We start from the raw sequence: 24,052 nt of genomic DNA on the forward strand, positions 1-24,052 counted from the left end.
CCGGACGACCCCGTGGCGCCGGCGGGCGCGGCACCGGGCGCGCGGGGCCGGCCGGACGGGACGCTCGCGCCGAGCCGGCCGGACGGGACCGTGGGCCCGTCGGCGGTCGGTGCACCCGCGGGCACCGCGACGTCGAGCACGAACTCCCCGCCCTCGACACCGGCGGACACCGTCCCGCCCAGCGCCTCGACCCGCTCGCGCATGCCGATCAGCCCGCGCCCCGTCGGGCCGGCGGCGCCCGCCGGGTTCGTCAGCCGGAAGCGCGCGGTGCCCTCGCCCTGCGACCGCACGAGCGACGTCGTCGCGCCCGGCGCGTGCCGGCGCGCGTTCGTCAGCCCCTCCTGGACCGCGCGGTACAGGACGTACCCCGGCCCCGCGGCGACGTCGTGCCACGCACCCTCGACGGTCACCGGCTGGCCCGCCGCGACGGCGCTCGCGACGAGCTCGTCGACGTCGCACGCCGTGGGTTGCGGCGCGCGCTCGCCCTCGGCGCCGGTGCGCTGCAGCACCACGAGCACCTGTCGCAGCTCGGTGAGGGCCTCCCGCGCGTCGACCGCGATCGCGGCGAGCACCTCGCGCGCCTCGTCGTCGAGCCCGGGGTGCACGAAGGGCGCCGACTCCGCGCGGACCGCGACGAGCGAGACGTGGTGCGCGACGACGTCGTGCAGGTCGCGCGCCAAGCGGGCCCGCTCCCCCGCGAGCGACTCGGTCTCGAGCGCCTGGCGCTGGGCCGCACGGGCGTCCTCCTCCCGCCGTCTCGACCGGCCGGCCGACCCGACCGCGGCCGACACGCCGACGACCCCGGCGACCGCGACGAGGTACATCACGAGCACCGGCGTCTCGTACGCGGTGCCCGTCCCGGACGTCACCGGCCCGATCGGCAGGAAGGCCGGCGTCTCCGTGCCGCAGTACGCGACGATCACGAGGGCCGCCGCGAGCGCCGGGACGGCCGCGCGCCGGAGCCCGTCGAGCGCCGCGAGGGCCGCCACCGCGAGCGTCCCGAGCCACCACCCCCAGGCCCACCCGCCGAGCCACGGCAGCGCCACGAACGGCGTGAGGGTGAGCGCGGTCGCACCGACCGGGTACCGGCGCGCGAGCAGCACGCCCGCCACGACGACGACCGTGCTGACGACCGCGTACGTGCCCGCGAACGCGGGCGGGGCCGACGGCCGGCTCTCGAGCCCGACGAACCCGTAGGTGAGGTCGAGCGGCGTCGAGACGAGGACCCCCGTGACGAGGAGCGCGAGCGCCCACGCGGGCAGCTGCTCCCGCCGGGACGTCGTCGGCCGCGGCGGGGCAACGGCGGGGAGGACTGCTGCGGTCATGGCGCCATCGTCGCGCAGCCGGCGGCGGGCACGCCTCAGTCGCGCGACGGAGACCTCGGTCCTCCTCGGGTCGAGCCGGCCCGGGCACGCACCGCGCCCCGGCCGCCCGGCGCCCCGCACGAGCACCCGTCGGCGCGACGTCGCGCGCTGCGTCCCGCGCGGCACGCGTGCTCCTGCTCGTCGCCTCGCTCTCCGTCCCAGCCGTGCGCCGGCGGACGGCGACCGGTCCCTACGGCAGCGTGAGCCCCGCCGGCAGCAGCGGCGGCAGGGTCGCCCGGATCTGCTCGTGCAGCGAGGTGAAGCGCTCGGCGGTCATCCGCTCGGCGGGCGCCGTGACGCTCACGGCGGCGATCGCCGTCCCGGACCGCAGGAGCGGGACGGCGACGCAGCTGATGCCCGGCTCGTTCTCCTGCTCCTCGGTCGCGAAGCCGCGCTCCCGGGCCTGCGCGAGGAGCGCCGCCGTGGCGTCCGCGTCGAGCCGCGCACGGTCCCCCGCGGCGCGCAGGTACCCGGCGAGCACCGCGCCGTCCGCCCCGCGGTGGGCCAGGAGCGCACGGCCGAGCGCGGTGGTGACCGCGGGGCTGCGCCGCCCGACCGCCGACCACACGCGCAGCGGCCGCTCGGGCTCGACCTTGTCGAGGTAGACGACCTCCGACCCGCTGAGGACGCCGAGGTGCACGAGCTCGTCGGCCGCCTCGCAGAGCGCGACGAGCGCCGGGCGCAGCAGCGCGGGCAGGTTCTCGTCGCTGAGGAAGTCGTCGCCGAGCTGCGTCGCCGCCGGTCCCAGCACGTACGCACCGCTGACGGGGTCCTGGGTGACGAAGCCGCGGAACCGCAGCGCCGCCAGCGCGCGGTGCACGGTCGTCTTGTTGAGGTCGAGCGACGACGCGAGCTCGGCAAGGGTCAGCCCGCGGGCGCCTGCGCGAGCGAGCACCTGGAGCGCGAGCAGCGCCCGGTCGACCGCCTCGACGGGCGACCCGACCTCACGTGCTGCGTCCGTCATCGCGCTCCACCTCCTGTGCTCGGGACCGTCCGCCCGGTCCGCCGTGGCCGGCGCCCGGCCGGCTCCGCCCACGGTAGAGGACCACCGTGCAGCCCCGGACACGACCCGACCCGGGACCGCTGTGCGGTCCCGGGTCGGGTCGGTCGTGCTGTGCTGCTCAGCCCGTCGGCTCAGCCGAGCTGCGTCTGCGGCCCGGCACCGAGCTCACCGGGTCCGGCCGAGGGCGGCGCGGCCGGCAGGTCGATCCCCGAGTTGGGGGTCCCCACCGAGGCACCGACCGGGACCGGGTCCTTCGTGAGCGACGTGCGCGGCTTCCCGGTGAAGTGGAACTCCCCGAGGATGCCCTCGCCCTCGGCGTCCACGACGACCGTCTGACCGGCCTTGAGCTCGCCGAACAGGATCTTCTCGGACAGGACGTCCTCGATCTCCCGCTGGATCGCCCGGCGCAGCGGGCGCGCCCCGAGGACCGGGTCGTAGCCCTTCTCCGACAGGAGCTTCTTCGCCGCGTCCGTGAGCTCGATGCTCATGTCCTTGTCGCGCAGGCGGACGTCGAGCTTGGCGATCATCAGGTCGACGATCGCGAAGATCTCCGGCTGCGAGAGCTGCGGGAAGACGACCACGTCGTCGACGCGGTTGAGGAACTCCGGGCGGAAGTGCTGCTTGAGCTCGTCGTTGACCTTCCCCTTCATGCGCTCGTACGACGTCGACAGGTCCCCGCCGGCCTGGAAGCCGGTCTGCAGGCCCTTGGCGATGTCCCGGGTGCCGAGGTTCGTGGTCATGATGATGACGGTGTTCTTGAAGTCGACCACCCGGCCCTGCGAGTCGGTCAGGCGACCGTCCTCGAGGATCTGCAGCAGCGAGTTGAAGATGTCCGCGTGCGCCTTCTCGACCTCGTCGAACAGGACGACCGAGAACGGCTTGCGGCGCACCTTCTCGGTGAGCTGACCGCCCTCGTCGTACCCGACGTAGCCGGGGGGCGAGCCGAACAGCCGCGAGACGGTGTGCTTCTCCGAGAACTCCGACATGTCGAGCTGGATCAGCGCGTCCTCGTCCCCGAAGAGGAACTCGGCGAGCGCCTTGGCCAGCTCGGTCTTCCCGACGCCCGTGGGCCCCGCGAAGATGAACGACCCACCGGGACGCTTCGGGTCCTTGAGGCCCGCACGCGTGCGCCGGATCGCCTGCGAGAGCGCCTTGATCGCAGCTTCCTGGCCGACGACGCGCTTGTGCAGCTCGTCCTCCATGTGGAGCAGCCGGCTCGACTCCTCCTCGGTGAGCTTGAACACCGGGATGCCCGTGGCGAGCGCGAGGACCTCGGCGATCAGCTCCTCGTCGACCTCCGCGACCGCGTCGAGGTCGCCGGACTTCCAGGCCTTCTCCTTCTCGATCCGCTTGAGGCCGAGCTGCTTCTCGGCGTCGCGCAGGCGAGCGGCCTTCTCGAAGTCCTGCTCGTCGATCGCGGACTCCTTGTCGCGGCGCGTCTCGGCGATCTGCTCGTCGAGCTCGCGCAGCTCCGGCGGAGCCGTCATGCGACGGATGCGCAGGCGGGCGCCGGCCTCGTCGACCAGGTCGATCGCCTTGTCGGGCAGGAACCGGTCGTTGACGTAGCGGTCCGCGAGCGTCGCCGCGGCGACGAGCGCACCGTCCGTGATCGAGACGCGGTGGTGCGCCTCGTACCGGTCGCGCAGGCCCTTAAGGATCTCGATGGCGTGCTTGAGGTTCGGCTCCGCGACCTGGATCGGCTGGAACCGGCGCTCGAGCGCGGCGTCCTTCTCGACGTACTTGCGGTACTCCTCGAGGGTCGTCGCACCGATCGTCTGGAGCTCGCCGCGCGCGAGCATCGGCTTGAGGATGCTCGCGGCGTCGATCGCGCCCTCGGCGGCACCCGCACCCACGAGGGTGTGGATCTCGTCGATGAACAGGATGATGTCGCCGCGCGTGCGGATCTCCTTGAGGACCTTCTTCAGGCGCTCCTCGAAGTCACCGCGGTACCGGCTGCCGGCCACGAGCGCACCCAGGTCGAGCGTGTAGAGCTGCTTGTCCTTGAGCGTCTCGGGGACGTCGCCGCGCACGATGTCCTGCGCGAGGCCCTCGACGATCGCCGTCTTGCCGACGCCGGGCTCGCCGATCAGCACCGGGTTGTTCTTGGTGCGGCGGGACAGCACCTGCATGACCCGCTCGATCTCCTTCTCGCGCCCGATGACCGGGTCGAGCTTGCCGTCGCGCGCGGCCTGCGTGAGGTTGCGCCCGAACTGGTCGAGGACGGCGGAGCCGGACGGCTGACCCTCGGCGGGGCCGCCCGAGGCGACGGGCTCCTTGCCCTGGTAGCCGGACAGGAGCTGGATGACCTGCTGGCGCACGCGGTTGAGGTCGGCGCCGAGCTTGTTGAGGACCTGGGCGGCGACGCCCTCGCCCTCGCGGATCAGGCCGAGCAGGATGTGCTCGGTCCCGATGTAGTTGTGGCCGAGCTGCAGCGCCTCGCGCAGCGACAGCTCGAGCACCTTCTTGGCGCGCGGGGTGAAGGGGATGTGACCGGACGGGGCCTGCTGGCCCTCGCCGATGATCTCCTGCACCTGGGCGCGGACGGCGTCCAGCGAGATGCCGAGCGACTCCAGCGCCTTGGCGGCGACGCCCTCACCCTCGTGGATCAGCCCCAGGAGGATGTGCTCGGTCCCGATGTAGTTGTGGTTGAGCATCCGCGCCTCTTCCTGGGCGAGGACGACCACGCGGCGGGCTCGGTCCGTGAATCTCTCGAACATGTGCACACTCCTCACGAGCAGCGCTCGTCCCGGCTGAGCGCCCGGGACAGGTCGGCGTTGTTCGACTGTAACGGCGTGACCCCCCGCCTACTGCCCGTGTTCGCCGCAGGCGTGACGCGGCCACCCGCGGCGCGCAGGAGCACCCGCCCGGGCGGGCGGCGGGGTGCGCGCGAGGGAGGTCGGGCGGGGCGGCCCGGGTTCAGCGCCCGCGGTACCGGACCGCGTGCGTGCTGCCGACCGCGGCGTCGTCGAGCAGCCCGGCCATCGCGAGCCCCCGGTCCACGAGGCGGACCCGGTCGAGCGCGGGCACCTCGTCGAGCCGGAACCAGCGGGCGGCGTCCGTCGACCCGCCGACCTCGGCCCGCAGCTCCCCGCCCGTGACGCGCGCGCGGTAGACGACCCGGATGGCGTGCGCGTCGACCGCGGGCTGCACGATGCGCTCCGCCGCCGGGACGACGACCGAGTCGATCCCGAGCAGCCCGTCGAGCTCGGCGGTGTACCCGGTCTCCTCGAGGATCTCGCGCACGGCGGCGTCGGCCGGGTCCTCGCCGGGGTCGATCCCGCCCCCGGGCAGCGTCCAGCCGGAGTGTCCGTCGAGCACCCAGTGGGCGAGCAGCACCTGCCCGTCGTCGACCACGACCCCGTAGGCGGCGATGCGCGTCTCCACCTGCGCGAGCGTACCCACCGGTCCCGCGGACGGCGCGCCCGCCCGGGCCCTAGCATGCGGACCACCTCTCGGGACGGAGCACCCATGAACCTGATCGGCGTCGCGTCCGGCGTCCTGCTCGTCGCGCTCGTGCTCGGCGGGATCGCGCTCGCGGTCCGGTCCGGGCGCCGCACGCCCGGGCCACGCCCGGCGCGCCCGCGGCGGTACGACGGCGGGTCGTGGGGAGGGGACGGCGGCGGGACAGGCGGGTCCGGCGGGGGTCACGCCGGGCACCACCACGGCTCCGGGTGGGGCGGGCACGACAGCGGCGGCTGGGGCGGCGACGGCGGAGGTGGCGGCGACGGGGGCGGCGGTGGCGGTGGCGACTGAGCGGAGCGACCGGCCCGCCGGCCGACGGGGAGCAACCGGCCCGCCGGCAGTCGCGGAGCAACCGGCTCGTCGGCAGTCGCGGAGCAACCGGCTCGTCGGCAGTCGCGGAGCAGCCGGTCCACCGGCCGCCGCGGACCGGCCGGCCCGCGGTGGACCCGACGGCGCGCTGGGATCCCGGGACCGGGTGACGCGGTGACCCCGTGACCCGCACGACGCCGCGCCCGCGCCTCGCGGACGCGCCGGCCGAGGTGCGCGACGCCGTCGACGCGCTGCTCGGCTCCCGGGTCACCCACGAGCAGCCCGCGAGCGCGGGGTTCACGCCGTCGATCGCGTCGACGGTCGCCGGCTCCGGCGGGGACCGGCTCTTCGTCAAGGCCGCGGCCGTGGGCGGAGGGCTCGGGGAGGCCGTCGAGACCGGGGTGCTGCTGGCCGACGTGGTCGGCGACCTCGGTCCCCGGCTGGTGGGCTCGGCGTCCGTCGGCGCGTGGCGCGTCGCGGCGTACGAGGTGGTCGACGGCACCGCGCTCAGCACCTGGGACGAGGCCGACCTCGCGCCGCTGCTCGCGGTGGTGGAGCACCTGCGCGAGCGGCTCGACCCGTGCCCGACCGTGCCCGCGGCGACCACGCCGTACGCGACGTCGTTCGTGCCGCTGCTCGGCACCTGGGTGGCGCTCGCCCCCGGGACGCCCGGGAGCGCGCACGCGCCCCCGCAGCCGGGGTCCGGCGTCGCGCACGTCCGAGGGCGGCCGCTGCCCGTCGACGTCCCCGTCCTGCTGCTCGCCGAGCTCGAGTCCCGGTGGCTCGACGCCCTGGTGCCCGGGACCGCGCTGCACCACGGGGACCTGCGCCGTGACAACGTCCTGCGTGAGCCGGGCGGGCGGCTGCGCGTCGTGGACTGGACGCACCTGTGGACCGCCCCGGGGTGGCTCGACCTGGTGCGGCTCGGGGCCGACGTCGCGGCGTGCGGGCACGACCCCGAGGAGCTGCTGCGCCGCTCGTGCTGGGCCGACGCCCCGGACGACGCCGTCGACGTCACGCTCGCGGGGCTCGCCGGGCGGGCCTGGCGCGAGGGTCACCTGCCGGACGTCCCGGACGTCCCCGGGCTGCGGAGCATGCAGCGCGAGCAGGGCCTCCACACGCTGCGCTGGCTCGAGGCCCGGCTGGCGTCGAGGCCTGGCTGAGCCGGTCCGGGCGTCACGCGCGGCACGGGCCGGCCTGGGTGGCACGGCCCGGCGTGGGCGGCGCGTGGCGGGACTGGCGGCGACGTGGCGCGACTGCGATGCCAGGGCATGACCCACGACGACCCGCGACGGCCCGCATCGGCACGGCTCCGCCTGCCGCGACCGGTCGCGAGCCCCGTCGTCAGCGCGCCGCCGCGCCCTCCCGCGAGCGGCGGCGCAGGCGCTTGCGGACGAACACCCCGATCGCGACGGCGAACGCGGCGTAGATCGCGTAGTTGATGTAGTCGCTGTACTCCCCGATGCGCGTCCAGCGGCTGCCGAGCGCGTAGCCGAGCGTCACGAGGACGCCGTTGTAGACCGCGCTGCCGAGGGTCGTGTACGCGAGGAAGCGCCCGAGCGGCATGCGCTCGATGCCCGCGGGGATCGACACGAGGCTGCGCACCACCGGCACGCACCGGCCGATGAGCACCGCCGAGCCGCCGTGGCGGTGGAACCAGTCCTCGGCGCGCTGGACGTCGCTGGGCTCGACGAGCGGGAGCCGGTCCGCGATGCGCTGGAGCCGCTCGGAGCCGAGGCGCATGCCCGCCCAGTACAGGACGAGCGCGCCGACGACGGAGCCCGCCGTCGCGCCGAGGACCGCGAGCGCGAGCGACATCCGGCCCTGCCCCGCGAGCAGCCCCGCGACGGGCAGCACGACCTCGCTGGGGATCGGCGGGAACACGGTCTCGAGGACGACGAGCACGCCGACCCCGACGGGGCCGAGCAGCTCGACGGTGGACACGGCCCACCCGGCGAGGCCCGTGAGCTGGGACGGGTCGGCTTGGCTGAGCACCGTTCCAGCAGAACACGGAGCGCGGACGCAGGCACCCCGAGCGCGGCACACCTCTCCCGGGTCGGGGGTGTTGCGGGCGCGTGAGCGCCGGACCCGCCACGTGAAAGCCGTGTGAACTCCGGCGCCGGCGCCTTGTGGTGACCGCGCGGCCACGAGGACGCTGGGACGACCACCCTCCGGGAGCCGCCGGCACGAGGGAGCACCGTGACGTCCCACCCCGCACCGCCGCCGTCCCCGGTCGCCGGACCGTCGTGCGCGCCCCCGCCGGCGCCCGGTGCCCGCCGAGGAGCACGGCCGTGAACCTCCCGGCGGCGGTGCTGCTCGACCTCGACGGGACGCTCGTCGACTCCGAGCCCCTCTGGTCGACGGCCGCGGCCGACCACGCGCGCCTGCACGGCTGCTCCTGGAGCGCGCTCGACGCCGCCGGCATCGCGGGGCTCCCGGCGCCGGCCGTCGCGGCGCTGCTGCACCAGCGCGGGGTGCCGCTCGCCGCGGAGCGCATCGCGGAGCTGCTGCACGAGGAGGTCGGGCTGGGCCTCGCGCTCGAGCTGCCGTGGCGTGCGGGCGCGCTGGACCTGCTGACCCTGCTGCGCTGGGCCGAGGTGCCGAGCGCGCTGGTGTCGACGAGCCGGCGCAGCCTCGCCGAGCTCGTGGTGCGCGCGACCCCCGTCGGGACGCTGCGGACCGTCGTCTCGGGCGACGACGTGCACCGGCTGGCGCCGCACCCCGAGGCGTACCTCGCGGCGGCCGGCGCGCTCGGCGTCGACCCGGCGCGCTGCCTCGTCGTCGAGGACTCGTCGAGCGGGGTCGCAGCGGCGCTCGCCGCCGGGACGCTGGTCTTCGCGGTGGACCCGGCGCTCGACCTGCCGCCGCGGCTGTCCGCCCACCCGCGGCTCGTGCGGGTCGACGGTCTGGTGCCCGTGGTGGAGCTGCTCAGCGCGCTGCTCGCGCGCGGCTGAGCGGCGACCCGCAGGGCGGCCACGGCTGGGCGGTCCCGACCGGCGCGGCTCCGCCCGAGGTGTCCCGGCCCGGGCCGTGTGCGCTCAGGCGGTCTCGGCGCAGAACCCGCCCGCGTCGGTCGGCGTGACCCGCCAGGTGCGGATGTCCTTGCCGCCGCCGTCCTCGTCGCTCTTCTCGTGCAGCCGCACGGCACCGTCGCGCACGGAGGCGTCCCCGCGGACGACGTGGCGCCCCGTGCTGCCCTCGACGGTCAGGGTGACGCTCCCGACGAAGTCGTCGATGGTCCGGGGGGCGCGTCCGTCGACGTCGAGCACGGCGTACGGGACGCCGGAGACGACCGGGGCGGGCGGGGAGTAGGTCATCGGGCACACACCTTCGGGTCGGCCGGTGAGGGCCCCAGCATGCGCCCCGCCGGACCCCGGGGGAACACCCGCGACGTATCGAGTGCGTGACGTTCCGGTGTCGCGGGCGGGTCGGGCGCTGCGCCGGCGTGCCGCTCCCTGCATGGGCGGGTCCTCCGGGGGCGGGCCGTCCGTGGACCGGGCCGTGCGCGACGGCGCCGTCGCCGGGGCCGCGTCCGGGTCCCGTCCGGGGACGCGGCGGCACCGTCAGGGAAGCGTCTGGATCGCCCGGGTGCCTCGCCGGTGTCCCCCTGAATGGTCGCGGCGGCCAGATCGGTCGCCACGCCCCTGCGGCGTGGATCTCCTGGGAGTCCCTGTGGCCGACCTGGCCTTCGTGGCACTGACCTGCGGGGGCTTCGTCGCCCTCGGTGCGCTGGTGAAGGCGGTGACCCGGCTGTGAGCGCCGAGTCCGCGGTCGCGCTCGCCGTGGCCGTCGCGCTCGCCGGCTACCTGCTGTGGGCGCTGCTGAAGCCGGAGCGCTTCTGATGTCGCCGTCGGTGGTCGTCCTCGCGCAGGTCGGTCTCGTGGTCCTGGTGCTGGCCGCGGTGCACGTGCCGCTCGGGGAGCACATCGCACGCGTGTTCACGGACCCGCGCCACACGCGCGTCGAGCGTGCGCTCTACCGGGCCGGTGGGGTGGACGCGGAGGCGGACCAGACCTGGCCCGTCTACGCGCGCTCGCTGCTCGCCTTCTCCGTCGTGAGCGTGCTCGCCCTGTACGCGCTGCTGCGGTTGCAGGGCTGGCTGCCGCTCTCGCTCGGGCACACCGGCCTCGCACCCGACAGCGCGTGGAACACCGCGGTGTCCTTCGTCACGAACACGAACTGGCAGGGGTACTCGGGCGAGTCCGCGCTGGGGCACCTCGCCCAGGCGGCCGGGCTCGCGGTGCAGAACTTCCTGTCCGCAGCCGTCGGCCTCGCGGTCGCGGTCGCGCTCGTCCGCGGCCTCGCCCGCCGGGGCACGGACCGGATCGGCAGCTTCTGGGTCGACCTCGTCCGCGGCACCCTGCGCGTCCTGCTCCCGCTCGCGTTCGTCGCGGCCGTCGTCCTCCTGCTCGGCGGCGTCGTGCAGAACCTCGCCGGGCCGGTGACCGTGAGCACGCTCGACGGCGGCAGCCAGACGATCGTCGGCGGGCCGGTCGCGTCGCAGGAGGCGATCAAGCTGCTCGGCACCAACGGCGGCGGGTTCTTCAACGCCAACAGCGCCCACCCCTTCGAGAACCCCACCCCGTGGACCAACCTCGTGCAGGTCGTCCTCCTGCTCGTGATCCCGTTCAGCCTGCCGCGCACGTACGGGCGGATGGTCGGCGACGTGCGCCAGGGTCGTGCGGTCGTCGCCGTCATGGCGACGATCTGGACCGCCGCGGTGGCGGTGACGACGTGGGCGGAGACCCGTGCGCTCGGGACCGTCCCGCAGGCCGCGGGGGCCGCCCTCGAGGGCAAGGAGCTGCGGTTCGGGCCGGCGGCGTCCGCGCTGTTCGCGGCCTCGACGACCGGGACGTCGACCGGTGCGGTGAACAGCTTCCACGACTCGTTCACCGCCGTCGGCGGCGGGGTCACGCTGCTCAACATGATGCTGGGCGAGGTCGCGCCCGGCGGCGTGGGGGCGGGGCTGTACGGGATGCTCGTGCTCGCGGTGCTCGCGGTCTTCCTCGCCGGGCTCATGGTCGGGCGCACCCCGGAGCTGCTCGGCAAGAAGATCGGCCGGGCGCAGGTCACGCTCGTCGCGCTGTACGTCCTGACCGTGCCGACGCTGCTGCTCGTCGGCGCCGCGACCACCGCGGCCACCCCGGCGCTGGTCGAGGCCTCGGTCCAGGACCCGGGGGCGCACGGGCTGTCCGAGATCCTCTACGCCTACGCGTCCGCGACGAACAACAACGGCTCCGCGTTCGCCGGGTTCGGCGCCGCGACGGTCTACCAGAACACCGCGCTCGGTGTCGGGATGCTGCTCGGCCGGTTCGTCCCCCTCGTCCTGGTGCTCGCCCTCGCGGGCAGCTTCGCCCGCGAGCACCCCGCCGCGGCCACGACCGGGACGCTGCCCACGCACGGCCCCGTGTTCGTCGGTCTGCTCACGTTCGTCGTCGTGGTCGTCGCCGGCCTGACCTTCTTCCCCGCTCTCGCTCTCGCTCCTGTCGCGGAGGCCCTGCTGTGACCGTCCAGTCCCCACCCCGCCCGTCCGCCCCGGCGTCCGCCTCCCGCTCGCGCGTCGCGGCCGGAGCCTTCTCCCCCCGGCTCCTCCGGAGCTCCCTGCCCGACGCGCTGCGCAAGCTCGACCCGCGTCACCAGGTCCGCTACCCCGTCATGTTCGTCGTCTGGGTCGGCTCGGTCGCCGCGACGGCGCTCGCCGCGCTGCACCCGAGCGTGTTCGCCTGGTCGATCGCGGCCTGGCTGTGGGCGACCGTCGTGTTCGCGAACCTCGCCGAGTCGGTGGCCGAGGGGCGCGGCAAGGCGCAGGCCGACTCGCTCCGCCGGACCCGCACCGACACCCTCGCCCGGCGCCTGCGCGACGACGGCACCGAGGAGGAGGTGGCGGCGACCGCGCTCGCCGTCGGTGACCGGGTCGTCGTCGAGGCCGGGGCGGTCGTCCCGAGCGACGGTGACGTGGTCGAGGGCATCGCGAGCGTCGACGAGTCCGCCGTGACCGGGGAGTCCGCGCCCGTGATCCGGGAGTCCGGCGGCGACCGCAGCGCCGTCACGGGTGGGACGCGGGTGCTGTCGGACCGGATCGTGGTGCGCATCACCGCGCGGGCCGGGGAGACGTTCCTCGACCGGATGATCGCCCTCGTCGAGGGCTCGGCCCGGCAGAAGACGCCGAACGAGGTCGCCCTGAACCTGCTGCTCGCGGCGCTCACCCTGGTGTTCCTGCTCGCGGTCGTCACGCTCCAGCCGTTCGCGGTGTACTCCGGTGAGGCACAGCCGCTCGTGGTGCTCGTCGCGCTGCTGGTGTGCCTCATCCCGACGACCATCGGGGCGCTGCTGTCCGCGATCGGCATCGCCGGGATGGACCGGCTGATCCAGCGCAACGTCCTCGCGCTGTCCGGGCGAGCGGTCGAGGCCGCCGGGGACGTCGACGTCCTGCTGCTCGACAAGACCGGGACCATCACGCTCGGCAACCGTCAGGCCGCGGAGATCGTGCCGGCCCACGGGGTCACGGAGGACCAGGTCGCCGAGGCGGCGCAGCTCTCGAGCCTCGCCGACGAGACGCCCGAGGGACGCTCGATCGTCGTCCTCGCCAAGGAGCGCCACGACGCCCGCGCCCGGTTCCGCACCCAGCTGCCGAACGCGACGTTCGTGCCGTTCACCGCCCAGACGCGGATGAGCGGCGTCGACCTCACCGAGCGCACCGGCACCTGGCAGATCCGCAAGGGCGCCGCCGGTGCCGTGAGCGCCTGGGTCCGCGAGAACGGCGGTGCCCCCTCGACGCACGTCGACTCCCTCGTGGACGCCATCAGCGCCGCGGGCGGGACCCCGCTCGTCGTCGCCGAACGTCAGGGCCACGCTCCTGCGCGGGCGCTCGGGGTCGTGCACCTCAAGGACGTCGTGAAGCCGGGCCTGCGCGAGCGCTTCGACGAGCTGCGCCGCATGGGCATCCGCACCGTCATGATCACGGGCGACAACGCCCTGACCGCCCGCGCCATCGCCGCGGAGGCCGGCGTCGACGACGTCCTGGCCGAGGCCACGCCCGAGGACAAGATGGCGCTCATCAAGCGGGAGCAGTCCCACGGCCGCCTCGTCGCGATGACCGGCGACGGCACCAACGACGCGCCCGCCCTCGCGCAGGCCGACGTGGGGGTCGCGATGAGCACCGGGACCTCCGCGGCCAAGGAGGCCGGGAACATGGTCGACCTCGACTCCGACCCCACGAAGCTCATCGAGATCGTGGCCATCGGCAAGCAGCTGCTGATCACCCGGGGGGCGCTCACGACGTTCTCGATCTCGAACGACGTCGCCAAGTACTTCGCGATCATCCCGGCGATGTTCGCGGGGCTGTACCCGCAGCTCGGCACGCTCGACGTGATGCGCCTGTCCTCCCCGCAGTCCGCGGTGCTGTCCGCGGTGGTCTTCAACGCCCTGGTCATCGTCGCCCTCGTGCCGGTCGCGCTGCGCGGCGTCCGGTACCGGCCGGCCGGCGCCGCAGCGATGCTGCGCCGCAACCTCCTGGTCTACGGGGTGGGCGGGCTCGTGACCCCGTTCCTCGGGATCAAGGCCGTCGACCTCGTCGTGTCCCTGCTGCCCGGCCTCTGAACCCCCTGGAGCTGATCCCCCGTGCTGTCCTTCCTCCGCCAGTCCGTCGCCGGGCTGCGCCTCCTGCTCGTGCTCACCGTCGTGCTCGGCCTCGCCTACCCGCTCGCCGTGCACGCCGTCGGCCGGCTCGTCCCGGACCGCGCCGACGGGTCCCTCGTGCGGGTCGACGGGGTCGTCGTCGGGTCCCGCCTCCTCGGCCAGTCCTTCGCGGGCGACCGGTGGTTCCTGCCCCGCCCGTCGGCGGCCGGGGACGGGTACGACCCGCTCGCGTCCGGCGCGTCGAACCTGGGCCCGGAGAACCCGGACCTGCTGGCGACGGTGCAGGAGCGGCGCCGCGAGGTCGCCGCACGCGAGGGCGTCCCGCCGGCCGCCGTGCCCGCCGACGCGGTGACCGCCTCGGGATCGGGCCTCGACCCGCACGTGTCCCCCGCGTACGCCGAGCTCCAGGTGGCCCGGGTCGCCGGCGCCCGGGACCTCGACCCCGCCGACGTCCGCGCGCTCGTCGAGGACGCGACGGAGGGCCGCACGCTCGGGGTGCTCGGCGAGGTGCGGGTCAACGTCGTCGAGGTCAACGCCGCGCTGGCGATGCTTGACTGAGGCCACCATGACCACGACCCGCACGTCCGCGCGGCAGGCGGACGCCGAACCCCGACCCCGCGGGCGGCTGCGCGTGTACCTCGGGGCGGCGCCCGGGGTCGGCAAGACGTACGCGATGCTCGACGAGGGGCGCCGGCGCCGCGACCGAGGCGTCGACGTCGTGGTCGCGCTGGTCGAGACGCACGGGCGCGCGCACACCGCGGCCCTGCTCGACGGGCTCGAGACCGTGCCGCGGCGCACCGCCCAGCACCGGGGCGCGACGTTCACCGAGCTGGATGTCGACGCCGTCCTCGCCCGGCGGCCGGGGCTCGCGCTCGTCGACGAGCTCGCGCACACCAACGTCCCGGGGTCGCGCAACGCCGCCCGCTGGCAGGACGTCGAGGAGCTGCTCGCGGCGGGCATCGACGTCGTCACCACGGTCAACGTCCAGCACCTCGAGAGCCTCAACGACGTCGTCCGCACCATCACCGGCGTCCGGCAGCTCGAGACGGTGCCGGACGAGGTGGTGCGGCGCGCGGACCAGATCGAGCTCGTCGACATGAGCCCCGAGGCGCTGCGCCGCCGGCTCGCGCACGGCAACGTGTACCCGGCCGAGAAGGTGGATGCGTCCCTCGCCCACTACTTCCGCCTGGGCAACCTCACCGCGCTGCGCGAGCTCGCGCTGCTGTGGACCGCCGACCGGGTCGAGGACGCGCTCACCGCCTACCGCCGCGAGCACGGCATCGACCGCACGTGGCCGACCCGGGAGCGCATCGTCGTGCCGGTGACCGGCGGGCCCGAGAGCGAGACCCTGATCCGGCGCGCCGCGCGCCTCGCCCAGCGGCCCAGCGGAGGCGAGCTCGTCGCCCTGCACGTGCTGCGCGGCGACGGCCTGACCGGGGTGCCCCCGGACTCCCTGGACCGGTACCGCGCGCTCGTCGAGAACCTCGGCGGGACGTGGCACGCCGTCCTCGCCGACGACGTCGCCGAGGCGGTCCTCGACTTCGCGCGCGGCGTCAACGCCAACCAGATCCTGCTCGGGGCGACCCGCAGGTCCCGGCTCGCCGCCGCGGTCGCGCCCGGGATCGCCGCCGAGGTGATCCGCGGGTCCGGCGACATCGACGTCCTCGTCGTCACGCACGAGCACGCGGGGCGCGGTCGGCGCACACCTCCGCGGCGGGGGGCGATCACGCGGCGACGGGTCGCCGCCGGCTGGGTGCTCGCGCTGGTCGGACCGGCGCTCCTCTCGCTCGCGCTGCTCACCGGCACCGGCCTCGACTCGCTGCCGACCACGCTCATGCTCTTCCTGGCCGTCACGGTCGGCGTCGCGCTGGTCGGCGGGCTGCGCCCCGCCCTCGTCGCGGCCGTGCTGAGCGGGCTGCTGGGGAACTTCCTGTTCACCCCGCCCGTGCGGACCTGGACGATCGCGGAGCCGGGGAACGTCCTCGCGATCGCGGTGCTCGTGACCGTCGCCGTCGCGGTGTCGGCCGCCGTCGACCTCGCCGCACGCCGGACCACCGAGGCGGCCCGCAGCCGCGCCGAGGCCGACGCCCTCATGACCGTGGCCGGGACGGTGCTGCGGGGCGACGACGTGGTGCCCGCGATGCTCGACCAGCTCCGCGAGACGCTCCAGGTGCGCGCCGTCGTGCTCGACCGGACCGGGGCCGAGGACCCGCACGGCGCACGGGCGCGCAGCGCCGACGGCGGGTCCGGGTCGCCTGACGCCACCGGCGAGCCGGACCGCTCCCCCGGGCACGACCCGGACGAGCCGGTGCACACCGTGCGGGTCGCCGACGACGTCGCGCTGCACCTGTACGGGCGCACGCTCGCCGGCCCCGAGCTCCGCCTCGCGAGCGCCGTCGGCCAGCACGTCCAGGCCGCCCTCGAGCGCGAGCGCCTGCGGTCCGAGGCCCGGGCGACCCGCGACGAGCGCGAGCGTGGCGTGCTGCGCACCGCGCTGCTGGCCGCGGTCTCGCACGACCTGCGGACCCCGCTCTCGGTCATCAAGGCCGGCGCGAGCGGTCTGCGGTCGAGCGCCGTCGACATCGCGGCGGCCGACCAGGCCGCGATCCTCGCCGACATCGACACGCACGCCGACCGGCTCCAGCTCCTCATCGACAACCTCCTCGACATGAGCCGCCTGGACGCCGGCGCCGTCGACGCGCGGCTCTCGCCCGTCGCGCTCGACGAGGTGGTGCCGCGGGCCGTGGACTCCGTCCCCGCCGGCTCCGTGGTCATCGACGTGCCCGAGAGCCTCCCGCTCGTCCGGGCCGACGCCGGGCTGCTCGAGCGCGCGCTCGCGAACGTCGTCGAGAACGCGGTCCGGTACGCGCCCGACGGGGTCCCGGTGCGCGTCAGCGCCCAGCAGGTCGGCGACCGGCTCGTGGTCCGCGTCGTCGACCACGGCCCCGGCGTCCCCGACGACCGCAAGGCGCAGATGTTCGCCGCGTTCCAGCGCCTCGGCGACGCGCCGCGCGGCGAGGGCGTCGGGCTCGGGCTCGCCGTCGCGCGCGGCTTCGTCGAGGTCAACGGCGGGACGCTCGAACCCGAGGACACCCCGGGCGGCGGGCTCACGCTGGTGCTGACCCTGCCGGTCCCCCCGGGTGCCGCGTGACGCGCGTCCTGGTCGTCGAGGACGAGCCGGCGCTCGCGCGCGCGCTGGCGGTCACGCTGCGCGCCCACCACTACGACGCGCTCGTGGCGCACACCGGTGCCGCGGGGCTCGAGGCGGTGGCGAGCAAGCACCCGGACCTCGTGGTGCTCGACCTCGGGCTGCCCGACCTCGACGGCCTCGACGTGCTCCGGGCGCTGCGGGCCTGGTCGGGCGTGCCCGTCGTGGTGCTCTCGGCCCGCCGGACGAGCGACGACAAGGTCGAGGCGCTCGACGCCGGTGCCGACGACTACGTCACCAAGCCGTTCGGCATGGACGAGCTGCTGGCGCGGCTGCGCGCGGCCGTGCGCCGGCGCCCCCAGGAGGACCAGCCGCCCGTCGTGACCACGGCGGCGTTCACCGTCGACCTCGCCGCGCGGCGGGTGCGCCGGGCCGACGGCGAGCCCGTCCGGCTCACGCCCACCGAGTGGCACATGCTCGAGGTGCTCGCGCGCAACGTCGGCAAGGTCGTCGGGCGGCGCGAGCTGCTGCACGAGCTCCGCGGGCCGCAGCTCGACCGGGAGACCCACTACCTGCGCGTCTACGTCGCCCAGCTGCGGCGCAAGCTCGAGCCCGAGCCGGCGCACCCGCGCCACCTGCTCACCGAGCCCGGGATGGGGTACCGGCTGGAGCCCTGAGGGCGTGCGGCCCGCCGCAGCCGGGGCCCGGCGTCACGCCGGAGGCCGGCTCGGCGGCACGCCGCAACGCCCGCGGTCGGCGGGCACGACCCGGCCGCTCACCAGCCGCGCAGCGCGGGCCCGTCCTCGCGGTACGTCTCGAACAGCGCGCGCTCCTCGGCGGTGAACGCGCGCGCCGTGTGGGTCGCGTGGTCGAGCTGCACCATGCGCGAGCGCGCCCGCAGGTAGACCGTCCCGGGGTCGGCGACGTCGACGATCTCGTACGCGAAGTCGACGGACGAGGTGCCGATCCGCGGGACCCAGACCTCGACCGCGAACGGCGCGGGGCGGAACGTCAGCGGGGCGAGGTAGTCGATCTCGTGCTTGACGACCACGAGGAGCGACGCGGTGAGTGCGCCGTGCTCGTCGACGCCCATGACGGGGAACAGCGTGAAGCGCGCGTCGTCGAGGTAGCGCAGGTAGGCGGCGTTGTTGACGTGGCCGAAGAGGTCGACGTCGGACCAGCGGACCTGCATGACGACCCGGCCGCGGTGGGGGCGCCCGGTCGGCCCGGGCGAGGGCTCCGGAGCGAGCTCGTGGGGTGGCACGTGGGGCGGTTCGTGGGACACCGCGTCACCCTAGTCGCGGGCGCGCAGGGCGATGAGCGCGACGTCGTCCTCGTGCCCGTGCGACTGGCGCGCGAGCAGCGTGCTGCACAGCTCCTCGAGCGAGAGCGCCCCGAGCGCGGTCGCGTTGCGCCGGAGCCGCGCGAGACCGGCGCCGAGGTGCTCGTCCCGGCGCTCGACGAGCCCATCGGTGTAGAGCACGAGCGTCGAGCCGGGCGGCAGCACGTGCTCGTGGTCGTGCCGGCTGGTCCCGGCCCGGACCCCCAGCAGCAGGTCGGGCGTGCTGTCCAGGTGCTCGACGTGCCCGTCGGCGTGCAGCAGGAGCGGCGGCGGGTGGCCCGCGCTCGACCAGCGCAGGGTGCGGGGACCGCCACCCGTCCCCTCGGTCACGGTCGCGAGGACCGCCGTGGCGACGGCGTCGACGACGAGGTCACGCAGCGCGCGGTCGAGCGCCTCGAGGACCGCGGCGGGCGGGCCCACCACGGCGTGCGCGACACCGCGCAGGACGTTGCGCACCTGCGCCATGTGGACCGCCGCCTGGTGGTCGTGCCCGGCGACGTCCCCGATGACGAGGCACAGGGTGTCGTCGCCGACCCGGAACGCGTCGTACCAGTCGCCGCCGACCTGGGCCTCGTCGGCGGCCGGGACGTAGCGGGCGGCGAGCTCGAGGTCCGCCGACGTCGGGAGATCCGCGAGCAGCGAGCGCTGCAGGCCCTCGGCGATGCGGGCGACCCGGCGGGCCGCCGCGCGCTCGGCCTCGAGGGCCTGGAGCCGGTGCAGCGCCTGCGCGCACTGCGACGCGAAGGTCTCGAGGAGCGCGAGCCGCCCCTCGCCGAACTCCTGCGGGGCGTCCCACCCGGCCGTGAGGACGCCGACGACCCGGCCGCCGATGCGCAGCGGGACGCTGACGAACGCCTGCGAGCCGGTGACCTCGACGACCTCGGCCATCTCCGGGGAGAAGGCGACGGCCTCCTCGCGGTTGCGCACGAGCACGCGCTGACCCGTGGTCGCGGCGACGGCCACGGGCAGCCGCGCGGTCACCGGGAGCCGGCCGTACCCCGCCTGCGCGTCCGGCCCGTAGCTCGAGGTGACGTAGGACAGCAGCGTCGTGTCGTCGTCGGGGTCGAGCACCGCGACCGCGCCGCCGTCGCAGCCGAGCACCGGCAGCCCCTGCTCGGCGACGGCGGTCAGGAGCTCGGTCAGGGTGTCGGCCTCGGCGAGGCCGAGCGCGACCTCCGCGACCCCGGCGAGCCGCCGGGCGGCGAGGTCGCGGGCCTCCTCCGCCTCGCGGCGCGCGGTGATGTCGAGGAAGTAGAGCGCGAGCCCCTCGCCGTCGGGGCTCACCCGCACCTCGTACCAGGCGTCGAGCGGCGCCGGGTAGTAGCCGACGACGGTCGCGCGCCGGCCGGTGCGCCGCACGTCGCGGTACGTCGTCTCGAGCTCGGAGCCGGCGAGGAGGGGGAACCGCTGCCAGAGGTCGGCCCCGACGAGGTCGTCCCGGTGGACCGCCAGCAGCTGCTCGGCCTGCGCGTTCGCGTAGGCGATGCGCCACCCGGCGTCGATCGCCAGGTAGCCGACCGACATCTGCTCGAGCAGGTGCGACGCCCGGTCCTCGCTGCGGCGCCCGACCGGCGGGCCGGGCTCGTGGGCGGCCGAGGCGTGCGGGTGGTCCAGGCCGCGCTCGGTCATCGTCCCCGCCCTCGCTGCCGGGAGCGGGACGGCGATGCACCGACGACGCGTCTTCCCGGACCTGGCGAGCGTACCCGTGGCCACCCACGCCGCCCGCCCGCTGCCGCACCGCGCGCACGCGTCCCGCCCGGGATCTTGTCACGCAAGTCTGCACTTGCCTATGGTGAGGACATGGCCGACGAGGTGTACCGGGCGATCGCGGACCCGACGCGGCGCGCGATCCTCGACGAGCTCGTCGACCGTGACGGGCAGTCGCTGTTCGAGATCTGCACCCGGCTCACCATGAAGCACGGCCTCGGCTCGACGCGGCAGGCCGTCTCGCAGCACCTCGACGTGCTCGAGCAGGCCGGCCTCGTCACCGCGCGTCGCGACGGCCGGTACAAGTTCCACCACCTCGACACCCGCCCGCTAGCGCAGATCGGCGAGCGGTGGCCGCAACCGTCACCCGAGGTCACGCCCGACCCCTGACCCCGCACCCACCCGGCGCCGCCGACGTCCCGCACCACCACGCCCGCACGACCCGAGCACCGCCACCCGAGAGGACCCACCATGCCCCGGATCCAGTTCAGCAGCATCTACGTCGACGACCAGCAGAAGGGCCTCGACTTCTACACCGACGTGCTCGGCTTCATCGTCAAGAACGACATCCCGATGGGCCAGTACCGCTGGATCACGCTCGTGTCCGCGGACGACCCGAACGGCCCCGAGCTCGTGCTCGAGCCGGCCGCGCACCCCGCGGTGGCGCCGTACCGGTCGGCGCTCGTCGGCGACGGCATCCCCATGACGGCGTTCGCGGTCGAGGACGTCCAGGCGACGTACGAGCGGCTCGTCGCCGCGGGCGTGCGGTTCGTCCAGGAGCCCGTGCAGATGGGTCCGGTCACGACCACGGTGCTCGACGACACGTGCGGGAACCTCATCCAGCTCGCGGGCTGACGCCGTGCGCGGGTGGCGCCCGGCAGGGACCGGGCGCCACCCGATCGGCGGTCCTCCGTGCGGGGGACCGGCCCTGCGGACCCTTGTCCGCTTTGTCCGGGCTCTCCTACGGTCCCCGTGGCCGGGTGGTGCCGGTCACACCTCGTGGGCACCGTCCGGGACGTGTGAGCGATCACCCGGTCGGACCTGTCCCCCGACGAGGAGAACTCGTGCACCAGCTCACGCCGCCCGCAGCACCGTCCCGACCTCGCGCCGCCCGCCGTCTCCGACGGACCCTCGCCGCCGCCCTCGCCCTCGTGGCGATGTCCGGCGCCCTCTCCACGCTCGCCGCCCCCGGCGCGGCCGCGGCGCCGGCCTGCTCGGACGTCGAGGTGCTGTTCGCGCGCGGCACGGGCGAGGCGCCCGGCCTGGGCGTCCTCGGCACCCCGTTCGTGCGGTCCCTCACGACCGCCCTGAGCGACCGCACCGTCACCTCCTGGGCGGTCGACTACGCCGCGGAGTCGTCCCAGAGGAGCGCGGGCCCCGGCGCCACGGCGCTCACCAACCACCTCACCGCGACGGCGGCCGCGTGCCCCGGGACGCGGTTCGTGCTCGGCGGCTACTCGCAGGGCGCCACGGTCGTCGACATCGCGCTCGGGATCCGCACCGGCACGACGACGGGCACCGCGATCCCCGCGGCGGTCGAGCCCCGCGTCGCCGCGGTCGTCGTCTTCGGCAACCCCCTCGGGATCAGCGGCCGCACGATCGCCACGGCGAGCCCGACGTACGCGGCCCGTGCGCGCGACTTCTGCGCGACCGGCGACCCGGTGTGCGGCGGCGGCTCGTCGTTCGCCGCCCACCTCGCGTACCGCACGAACGGCGACGTGACCAAGGGCGTCGACTTCGCGGCCGCACTCGTGCGCGCGACGGCTGTCCCGACGGTCCCGGGCACGCCCACGCCCTCCCCGACGGCGCCCGGCACCCCGACCCCGGTCCCGACGACGAACCCCACGCCCGCGCCGTCCCCCACGGCTCCGGCCGCGGCGTGCGTGCGGACCAGCACGCGCGCGCACGTCGACGCCGGGCGTGCCGAGCGGCGCCTCGGCGTCGCGTACGCGATCGGCAGCGGCGACCGGCTCGGCCGGGTCAGCAGCTTCGTGCGCGCGTCGGTGCAGCAGACCGGTGACGGCTGGGAGCGCGTGCTGTCCTGCTGACCGGCGGGAGCACCGCGGGCGTCTCCCCGGCGCACCGCTGAGGGACCACGAGGGCTGCGGCGCGGGTGCGCCGCAGCCCTCGTCGCTCGTCCGGGCACCGTCGCCGCGTGCCACCGTCGTCCGCGGAGCACCTCGACGTGGCCCGGGTCGCGCGGGCCCGGGTCGCACCTCCCCAGGCACCGGCGTGGGCGCGTGGCCGCCCGTCTCACGCGCGTCCATGATCCGGACACCTCTGGCGCACGGTCGGAGGCGGGAGCACGATCCCTCGCGTGACCTCCTGGCCGACCGCACCGCGCAGCGCCTCCCGCGCTGCCGCGTGCGCGCGGGCCTGTACCTGTCGCTAGCCGGGAGGCTCCGCGGTCCCGCCGGACCGGCCCGCCCACGCTGGGCCCGCTCGACTCCGGACCGACCCTGCCGTCGCACGGCACGGCACCCCTGACCGCCCCTCCCGGCGCCCGTCCACCCTCGCGAGCCACCGCTCGCCCGCGCACCTGCGCACCGGACACCCGCCCCAGGTCAGGAGAGCTCCCGCATGGCCACCCCGCACACCCCCAGCCCTGCCGATCCCACCGGCACCGCGTCCCCCGACGAGACGCGCCGCTTCCACCTCAACGAGGACTGGGCGGCCACCGTCGTCGGCCTCGTGCTGCTCGGCCTCGTCCTCACCGGCGTCCTCGGCGCCGACGTGGTGCCGTGATGAGCGCGACGACCCGCCCCGGCACCGGCCCCGAGCAGCCCCGCACCCCGGCGGACGACCGGTCCACGGACTCGACGGCCGTCACCACCACCGACGCTCACGCCGCCGCGCCCGACGGCACCGGCAGCACCGCGGACACCGACGCGGAGCGCCGACCGACGCCCGCGGCCGTCGTCGGCGGGCTCGTGCTCGTCGTCGCGCTCGCGGCGCTCACGCGCTACCTCGAGCAGAACGTGCCCGTGTGGACCGAGGGGACGCCGCTCGGCGGCGTCGCGAAGTCCGTCGAGTTCCCGGTCTACGCGATCGCCCTCGGGCTGCTCGGCAACGCCGCGCTGCTCGCGCTCAACCAGCGCGACCGGCTCGCTGCGGCGTTCCGCACCGAGTTCTTCATCAAGACCGGCGTCGTGCTGCTCGGCGCGTCGGTCAACCTCAGCCTCATCGTCTCGGCCGCGCTGCCGGCGATCGCGCAGGCACTGCTGCTCATCGCCTCGGTCTTCCTGTTCACGTGGTGGATCGGCGGCCGCGCCGGGCTCGACGACAAGCTGCGCGCCCTGCTCGCGTCCGCGGTGTCGATCTGCGGCGTGAGCGCGGCGATCTCGGCGGCCGGCGCGGTGCAGGCGAAGCGCGAGCAGCTCGCGTACGCGGCGAGCCTCGTGATCGTCTTCGCGCTGCCGTCGATCTTCCTGCTGCCGTGGCTCGCGGGGCTGCTCGACCTGTCCCCCGCGGTGACCGGCGCCTGGATCGGCGGCAACATCGACACCACGGCAGCCGTCGCCGCGGCCGGGTCGATCGCGGGCGAGGACGTCCTCGCGCTCGCGACCATCGTGAAGTCGACGCAGAACGCGCTGATCGGCGTCGTCGCGATCGCCCTCACCGCGTACTTCGCGTTCCGGGTCGAGCGTCGGCCCGACGCGCAAGCCCCCGGCGTCGGCGAGATCTGGCGACGCTTCCCGAAGTTCGTGCTCGGCTTCCTCGCGGCGTCGGTGATCGCGACCGTGTACCTCGCGCAGGTCGGCGCCGACGCGGGCAAGCCGGTCATCGCCGTCGTGAACGACCTGCGGACGCTCTTCTTCATCCTCGCGTTCGTCAGCATCGGCCTGGAGTTCCGGGCGAAGGCCCTCAAGGACGCCGGGTGGCGACCCGTGGGTGTCTTCGCCGCCGCGACGGCGTTCAACCTCGTCGCCGGGCTCGCGTTCGCGAGCGTGCTGTTCCGGGGCTTCGAGCTGGGCTGACCCCGGTCCTGTCGCGGCCCGCTGCGCGCGGCCGGCCCGCCACCACCACGCACGACGAGGGCCACCGGCCGGGGAGTCCCCCGGCCGGTGGCCCTCGGGTCG

22 protein-coding genes are annotated in these 24,052 nt (G+C 75.5%); 14 read left to right on the forward strand and 8 right to left on the reverse strand.

Annotated features, from left to right (window positions below; genetic code table 11):
• The 4 genes from AB6N24_RS09610 to AB6N24_RS09625 form a co-directional block, all read right to left on the reverse strand.
• A partial coding sequence (locus AB6N24_RS09610) for a sensor histidine kinase (protein ID WP_412869177.1) occupies positions 1-1,325 on the reverse strand: 1,325 nt, incomplete at its 3' end.
• Between the two features lie 229 nt (positions 1,326-1,554).
• Entirely contained in the window at positions 1,555-2,328 is a 774-nt protein-coding gene (locus tag AB6N24_RS09615) for an IclR family transcriptional regulator (protein ID WP_412869178.1), read from the reverse strand.
• Positions 2,329-2,498: 170 nt separating this feature from the next.
• Positions 2,499-5,084, reverse strand: a complete 2,586-nt coding sequence (locus AB6N24_RS09620; RefSeq protein ID WP_412869179.1) for an ATP-dependent Clp protease ATP-binding subunit — start codon at positions 5,082-5,084, stop codon at positions 2,499-2,501.
• Between the two features lie 199 nt (positions 5,085-5,283).
• Entirely contained in the window at positions 5,284-5,751 is a 468-nt protein-coding gene (locus tag AB6N24_RS09625) for an NUDIX hydrolase (protein WP_412869180.1), read from the reverse strand.
• 84 nt (positions 5,752-5,835) lie between these two features.
• Here AB6N24_RS09625 and AB6N24_RS09630 point away from each other — a divergent pair, with 84 nt between their 5' ends.
• Positions 5,836-6,120 (forward strand): hypothetical protein, encoded by a 285-nt coding sequence (locus AB6N24_RS09630; protein ID WP_412869181.1) that lies wholly within the window; start codon positions 5,836-5,838, stop codon positions 6,118-6,120.
• A 200-nt stretch (positions 6,121-6,320) separates the two neighbouring features.
• Positions 6,321-7,301, forward strand: a complete 981-nt coding sequence (locus tag AB6N24_RS09635) for a hypothetical protein (protein ID WP_412869182.1) — start codon at positions 6,321-6,323, stop codon at positions 7,299-7,301.
• Between the two features lie 181 nt (positions 7,302-7,482).
• Here the strand turns inward: AB6N24_RS09635 and AB6N24_RS09640 are convergent, their stop codons facing one another.
• Positions 7,483-8,133 carry a DedA family protein gene (locus AB6N24_RS09640; protein WP_412869183.1) on the reverse strand — a complete coding sequence of 217 codons (651 nt, stop codon included), beginning with the start codon at positions 8,131-8,133 and terminating at the stop codon, positions 7,483-7,485.
• A gap of 296 nt (positions 8,134-8,429) precedes the next feature.
• Here AB6N24_RS09640 and AB6N24_RS09645 point away from each other — a divergent pair, with 296 nt between their 5' ends.
• Positions 8,430-9,092, forward strand: a complete 663-nt coding sequence (locus AB6N24_RS09645; RefSeq protein WP_412869184.1) for an HAD family hydrolase — start codon at positions 8,430-8,432, stop codon at positions 9,090-9,092.
• An 84-nt stretch (positions 9,093-9,176) separates the two neighbouring features.
• On the opposite strand, the gene AB6N24_RS09650 is transcribed toward AB6N24_RS09645, so the two are convergent.
• The gene (locus tag AB6N24_RS09650) at positions 9,177-9,455 is read right to left on the reverse strand and encodes a hypothetical protein (protein WP_412869185.1); all 279 of its coding nucleotides are present in this window, start codon (positions 9,453-9,455) and stop codon (positions 9,177-9,179) included.
• 435 nt (positions 9,456-9,890) lie between these two features.
• On the opposite strand from AB6N24_RS09650, the gene kdpF reads away from it, so the two are divergent.
• From kdpF to AB6N24_RS09680, 6 genes are read left to right on the forward strand one after another with little or no spacing between them, the layout of a single operon-like run.
• The gene (gene kdpF, locus AB6N24_RS09655) at positions 9,891-9,980 is read left to right on the forward strand and encodes a K(+)-transporting ATPase subunit F (RefSeq protein WP_412869186.1); all 90 of its coding nucleotides are present in this window, start codon (positions 9,891-9,893) and stop codon (positions 9,978-9,980) included.
• Entirely contained in the window at positions 9,980-11,644 is a 1,665-nt protein-coding gene (gene kdpA, locus AB6N24_RS09660) for a potassium-transporting ATPase subunit KdpA (protein ID WP_412869187.1), read from the forward strand. Before kdpF ends, kdpA begins: the two co-directional genes overlap by 1 nt.
• On the forward strand, positions 11,641-13,737 hold the full coding sequence (gene kdpB, locus AB6N24_RS09665; protein WP_412869188.1) for a potassium-transporting ATPase subunit KdpB: 2,097 nt from the start codon (positions 11,641-11,643) through the stop codon (positions 13,735-13,737). The genes kdpA and kdpB overlap by 4 nt, the downstream gene beginning before the upstream one ends.
• Positions 13,738-13,758: 21 nt before the next feature.
• The gene (kdpC, locus tag AB6N24_RS09670) at positions 13,759-14,334 is read left to right on the forward strand and encodes a potassium-transporting ATPase subunit KdpC (protein WP_412869189.1); all 576 of its coding nucleotides are present in this window, start codon (positions 13,759-13,761) and stop codon (positions 14,332-14,334) included.
• Between the two features lie 7 nt (positions 14,335-14,341).
• Positions 14,342-16,927, forward strand: coding sequence for a DUF4118 domain-containing protein (locus tag AB6N24_RS09675; protein WP_412869190.1), 2,586 nt, complete (start codon positions 14,342-14,344; stop codon positions 16,925-16,927).
• The gene (locus AB6N24_RS09680; protein ID WP_412869191.1) at positions 16,924-17,601 is read left to right on the forward strand and encodes a response regulator; all 678 of its coding nucleotides are present in this window, start codon (positions 16,924-16,926) and stop codon (positions 17,599-17,601) included. Before AB6N24_RS09675 ends, AB6N24_RS09680 begins: the two co-directional genes overlap by 4 nt.
• Before the next feature lie 98 nt (positions 17,602-17,699).
• On the opposite strand, the gene AB6N24_RS09685 is transcribed toward AB6N24_RS09680, so the two are convergent.
• Positions 17,700-18,209, reverse strand: a complete 510-nt coding sequence (locus AB6N24_RS09685) for an acyl-CoA thioesterase (RefSeq protein ID WP_412869192.1) — start codon at positions 18,207-18,209, stop codon at positions 17,700-17,702.
• Positions 18,210-18,218: 9 nt separating this feature from the next.
• Positions 18,219-19,895: a SpoIIE family protein phosphatase gene (locus AB6N24_RS09690; protein WP_412869193.1), complete on the reverse strand. Its 1,677-nt coding sequence runs from the start codon at positions 19,893-19,895 to the stop codon at positions 18,219-18,221.
• A 171-nt stretch (positions 19,896-20,066) separates the two neighbouring features.
• Between AB6N24_RS09690 and AB6N24_RS09695 the strand changes: the two genes are divergently transcribed.
• The 5 genes from AB6N24_RS09695 (at position 20,067) to AB6N24_RS09715 (ending at position 23,950) form a co-directional block, all read left to right on the forward strand.
• Positions 20,067-20,363, forward strand: a complete 297-nt coding sequence (locus tag AB6N24_RS09695) for an ArsR/SmtB family transcription factor (RefSeq protein WP_412869194.1) — start codon at positions 20,067-20,069, stop codon at positions 20,361-20,363.
• An 81-nt stretch (positions 20,364-20,444) separates the two neighbouring features.
• Positions 20,445-20,828, forward strand: a complete 384-nt coding sequence (locus AB6N24_RS09700; RefSeq protein WP_412869195.1) for a VOC family protein — start codon at positions 20,445-20,447, stop codon at positions 20,826-20,828.
• A gap of 209 nt (positions 20,829-21,037) precedes the next feature.
• Positions 21,038-22,021, forward strand: coding sequence for a cutinase family protein (locus tag AB6N24_RS09705; RefSeq protein WP_412869196.1), 984 nt, complete (start codon positions 21,038-21,040; stop codon positions 22,019-22,021).
• Positions 22,022-22,553: 532 nt separating this feature from the next.
• Positions 22,554-22,718, forward strand: a complete 165-nt coding sequence (locus tag AB6N24_RS09710) for a hypothetical protein (protein WP_412869197.1) — start codon at positions 22,554-22,556, stop codon at positions 22,716-22,718.
• On the forward strand, positions 22,718-23,950 hold the full coding sequence (locus tag AB6N24_RS09715; RefSeq protein WP_412869198.1) for a YeiH family protein: 1,233 nt from the start codon (positions 22,718-22,720) through the stop codon (positions 23,948-23,950). Before AB6N24_RS09710 ends, AB6N24_RS09715 begins: the two co-directional genes overlap by 1 nt.
• The last annotated feature ends 102 nt before the right edge of the window (positions 23,951-24,052 follow it).

The organism is Cellulomonas jepli (genome assembly GCF_047229345.1).
GTDB lineage: Bacteria > Actinomycetota > Actinomycetes > Actinomycetales > Cellulomonadaceae > Cellulomonas_A.

Excerpts from the sequence above, each read along its gene's own strand:
- AB6N24_RS09615 (WP_412869178.1), bottom strand. The coding sequence starts at position 2,328 with ATGACGGACGCAGCACGTGAGGTCGGGTCGCCCGTCGAGGCGGTCGAC.
- AB6N24_RS09620 (WP_412869179.1), bottom strand. The coding sequence starts at position 5,084 with ATGTTCGAGAGATTCACGGACCGAGCCCGCCGCGTGGTCGTCCTCGCC.
- AB6N24_RS09630 (WP_412869181.1), top strand. The coding sequence starts at position 5,836 with ATGAACCTGATCGGCGTCGCGTCCGGCGTCCTGCTCGTCGCGCTCGTG.
- AB6N24_RS09650 (WP_412869185.1), bottom strand. The coding sequence starts at position 9,455 with ATGACCTACTCCCCGCCCGCCCCGGTCGTCTCCGGCGTCCCGTACGCC.
- kdpA (WP_412869187.1), top strand. The coding sequence starts at position 9,980 with ATGTCGCCGTCGGTGGTCGTCCTCGCGCAGGTCGGTCTCGTGGTCCTG.
- AB6N24_RS09675 (WP_412869190.1), top strand. The coding sequence starts at position 14,342 with ATGACCACGACCCGCACGTCCGCGCGGCAGGCGGACGCCGAACCCCGA.
- AB6N24_RS09690 (WP_412869193.1), bottom strand. The coding sequence starts at position 19,895 with ATGACCGAGCGCGGCCTGGACCACCCGCACGCCTCGGCCGCCCACGAG.
- AB6N24_RS09695 (WP_412869194.1), top strand. The coding sequence starts at position 20,067 with ATGGCCGACGAGGTGTACCGGGCGATCGCGGACCCGACGCGGCGCGCG.
- AB6N24_RS09700 (WP_412869195.1), top strand. The coding sequence starts at position 20,445 with ATGCCCCGGATCCAGTTCAGCAGCATCTACGTCGACGACCAGCAGAAG.
- AB6N24_RS09710 (WP_412869197.1), top strand. The coding sequence starts at position 22,554 with ATGGCCACCCCGCACACCCCCAGCCCTGCCGATCCCACCGGCACCGCG.
- AB6N24_RS09715 (WP_412869198.1), top strand. The coding sequence starts at position 22,718 with ATGAGCGCGACGACCCGCCCCGGCACCGGCCCCGAGCAGCCCCGCACC.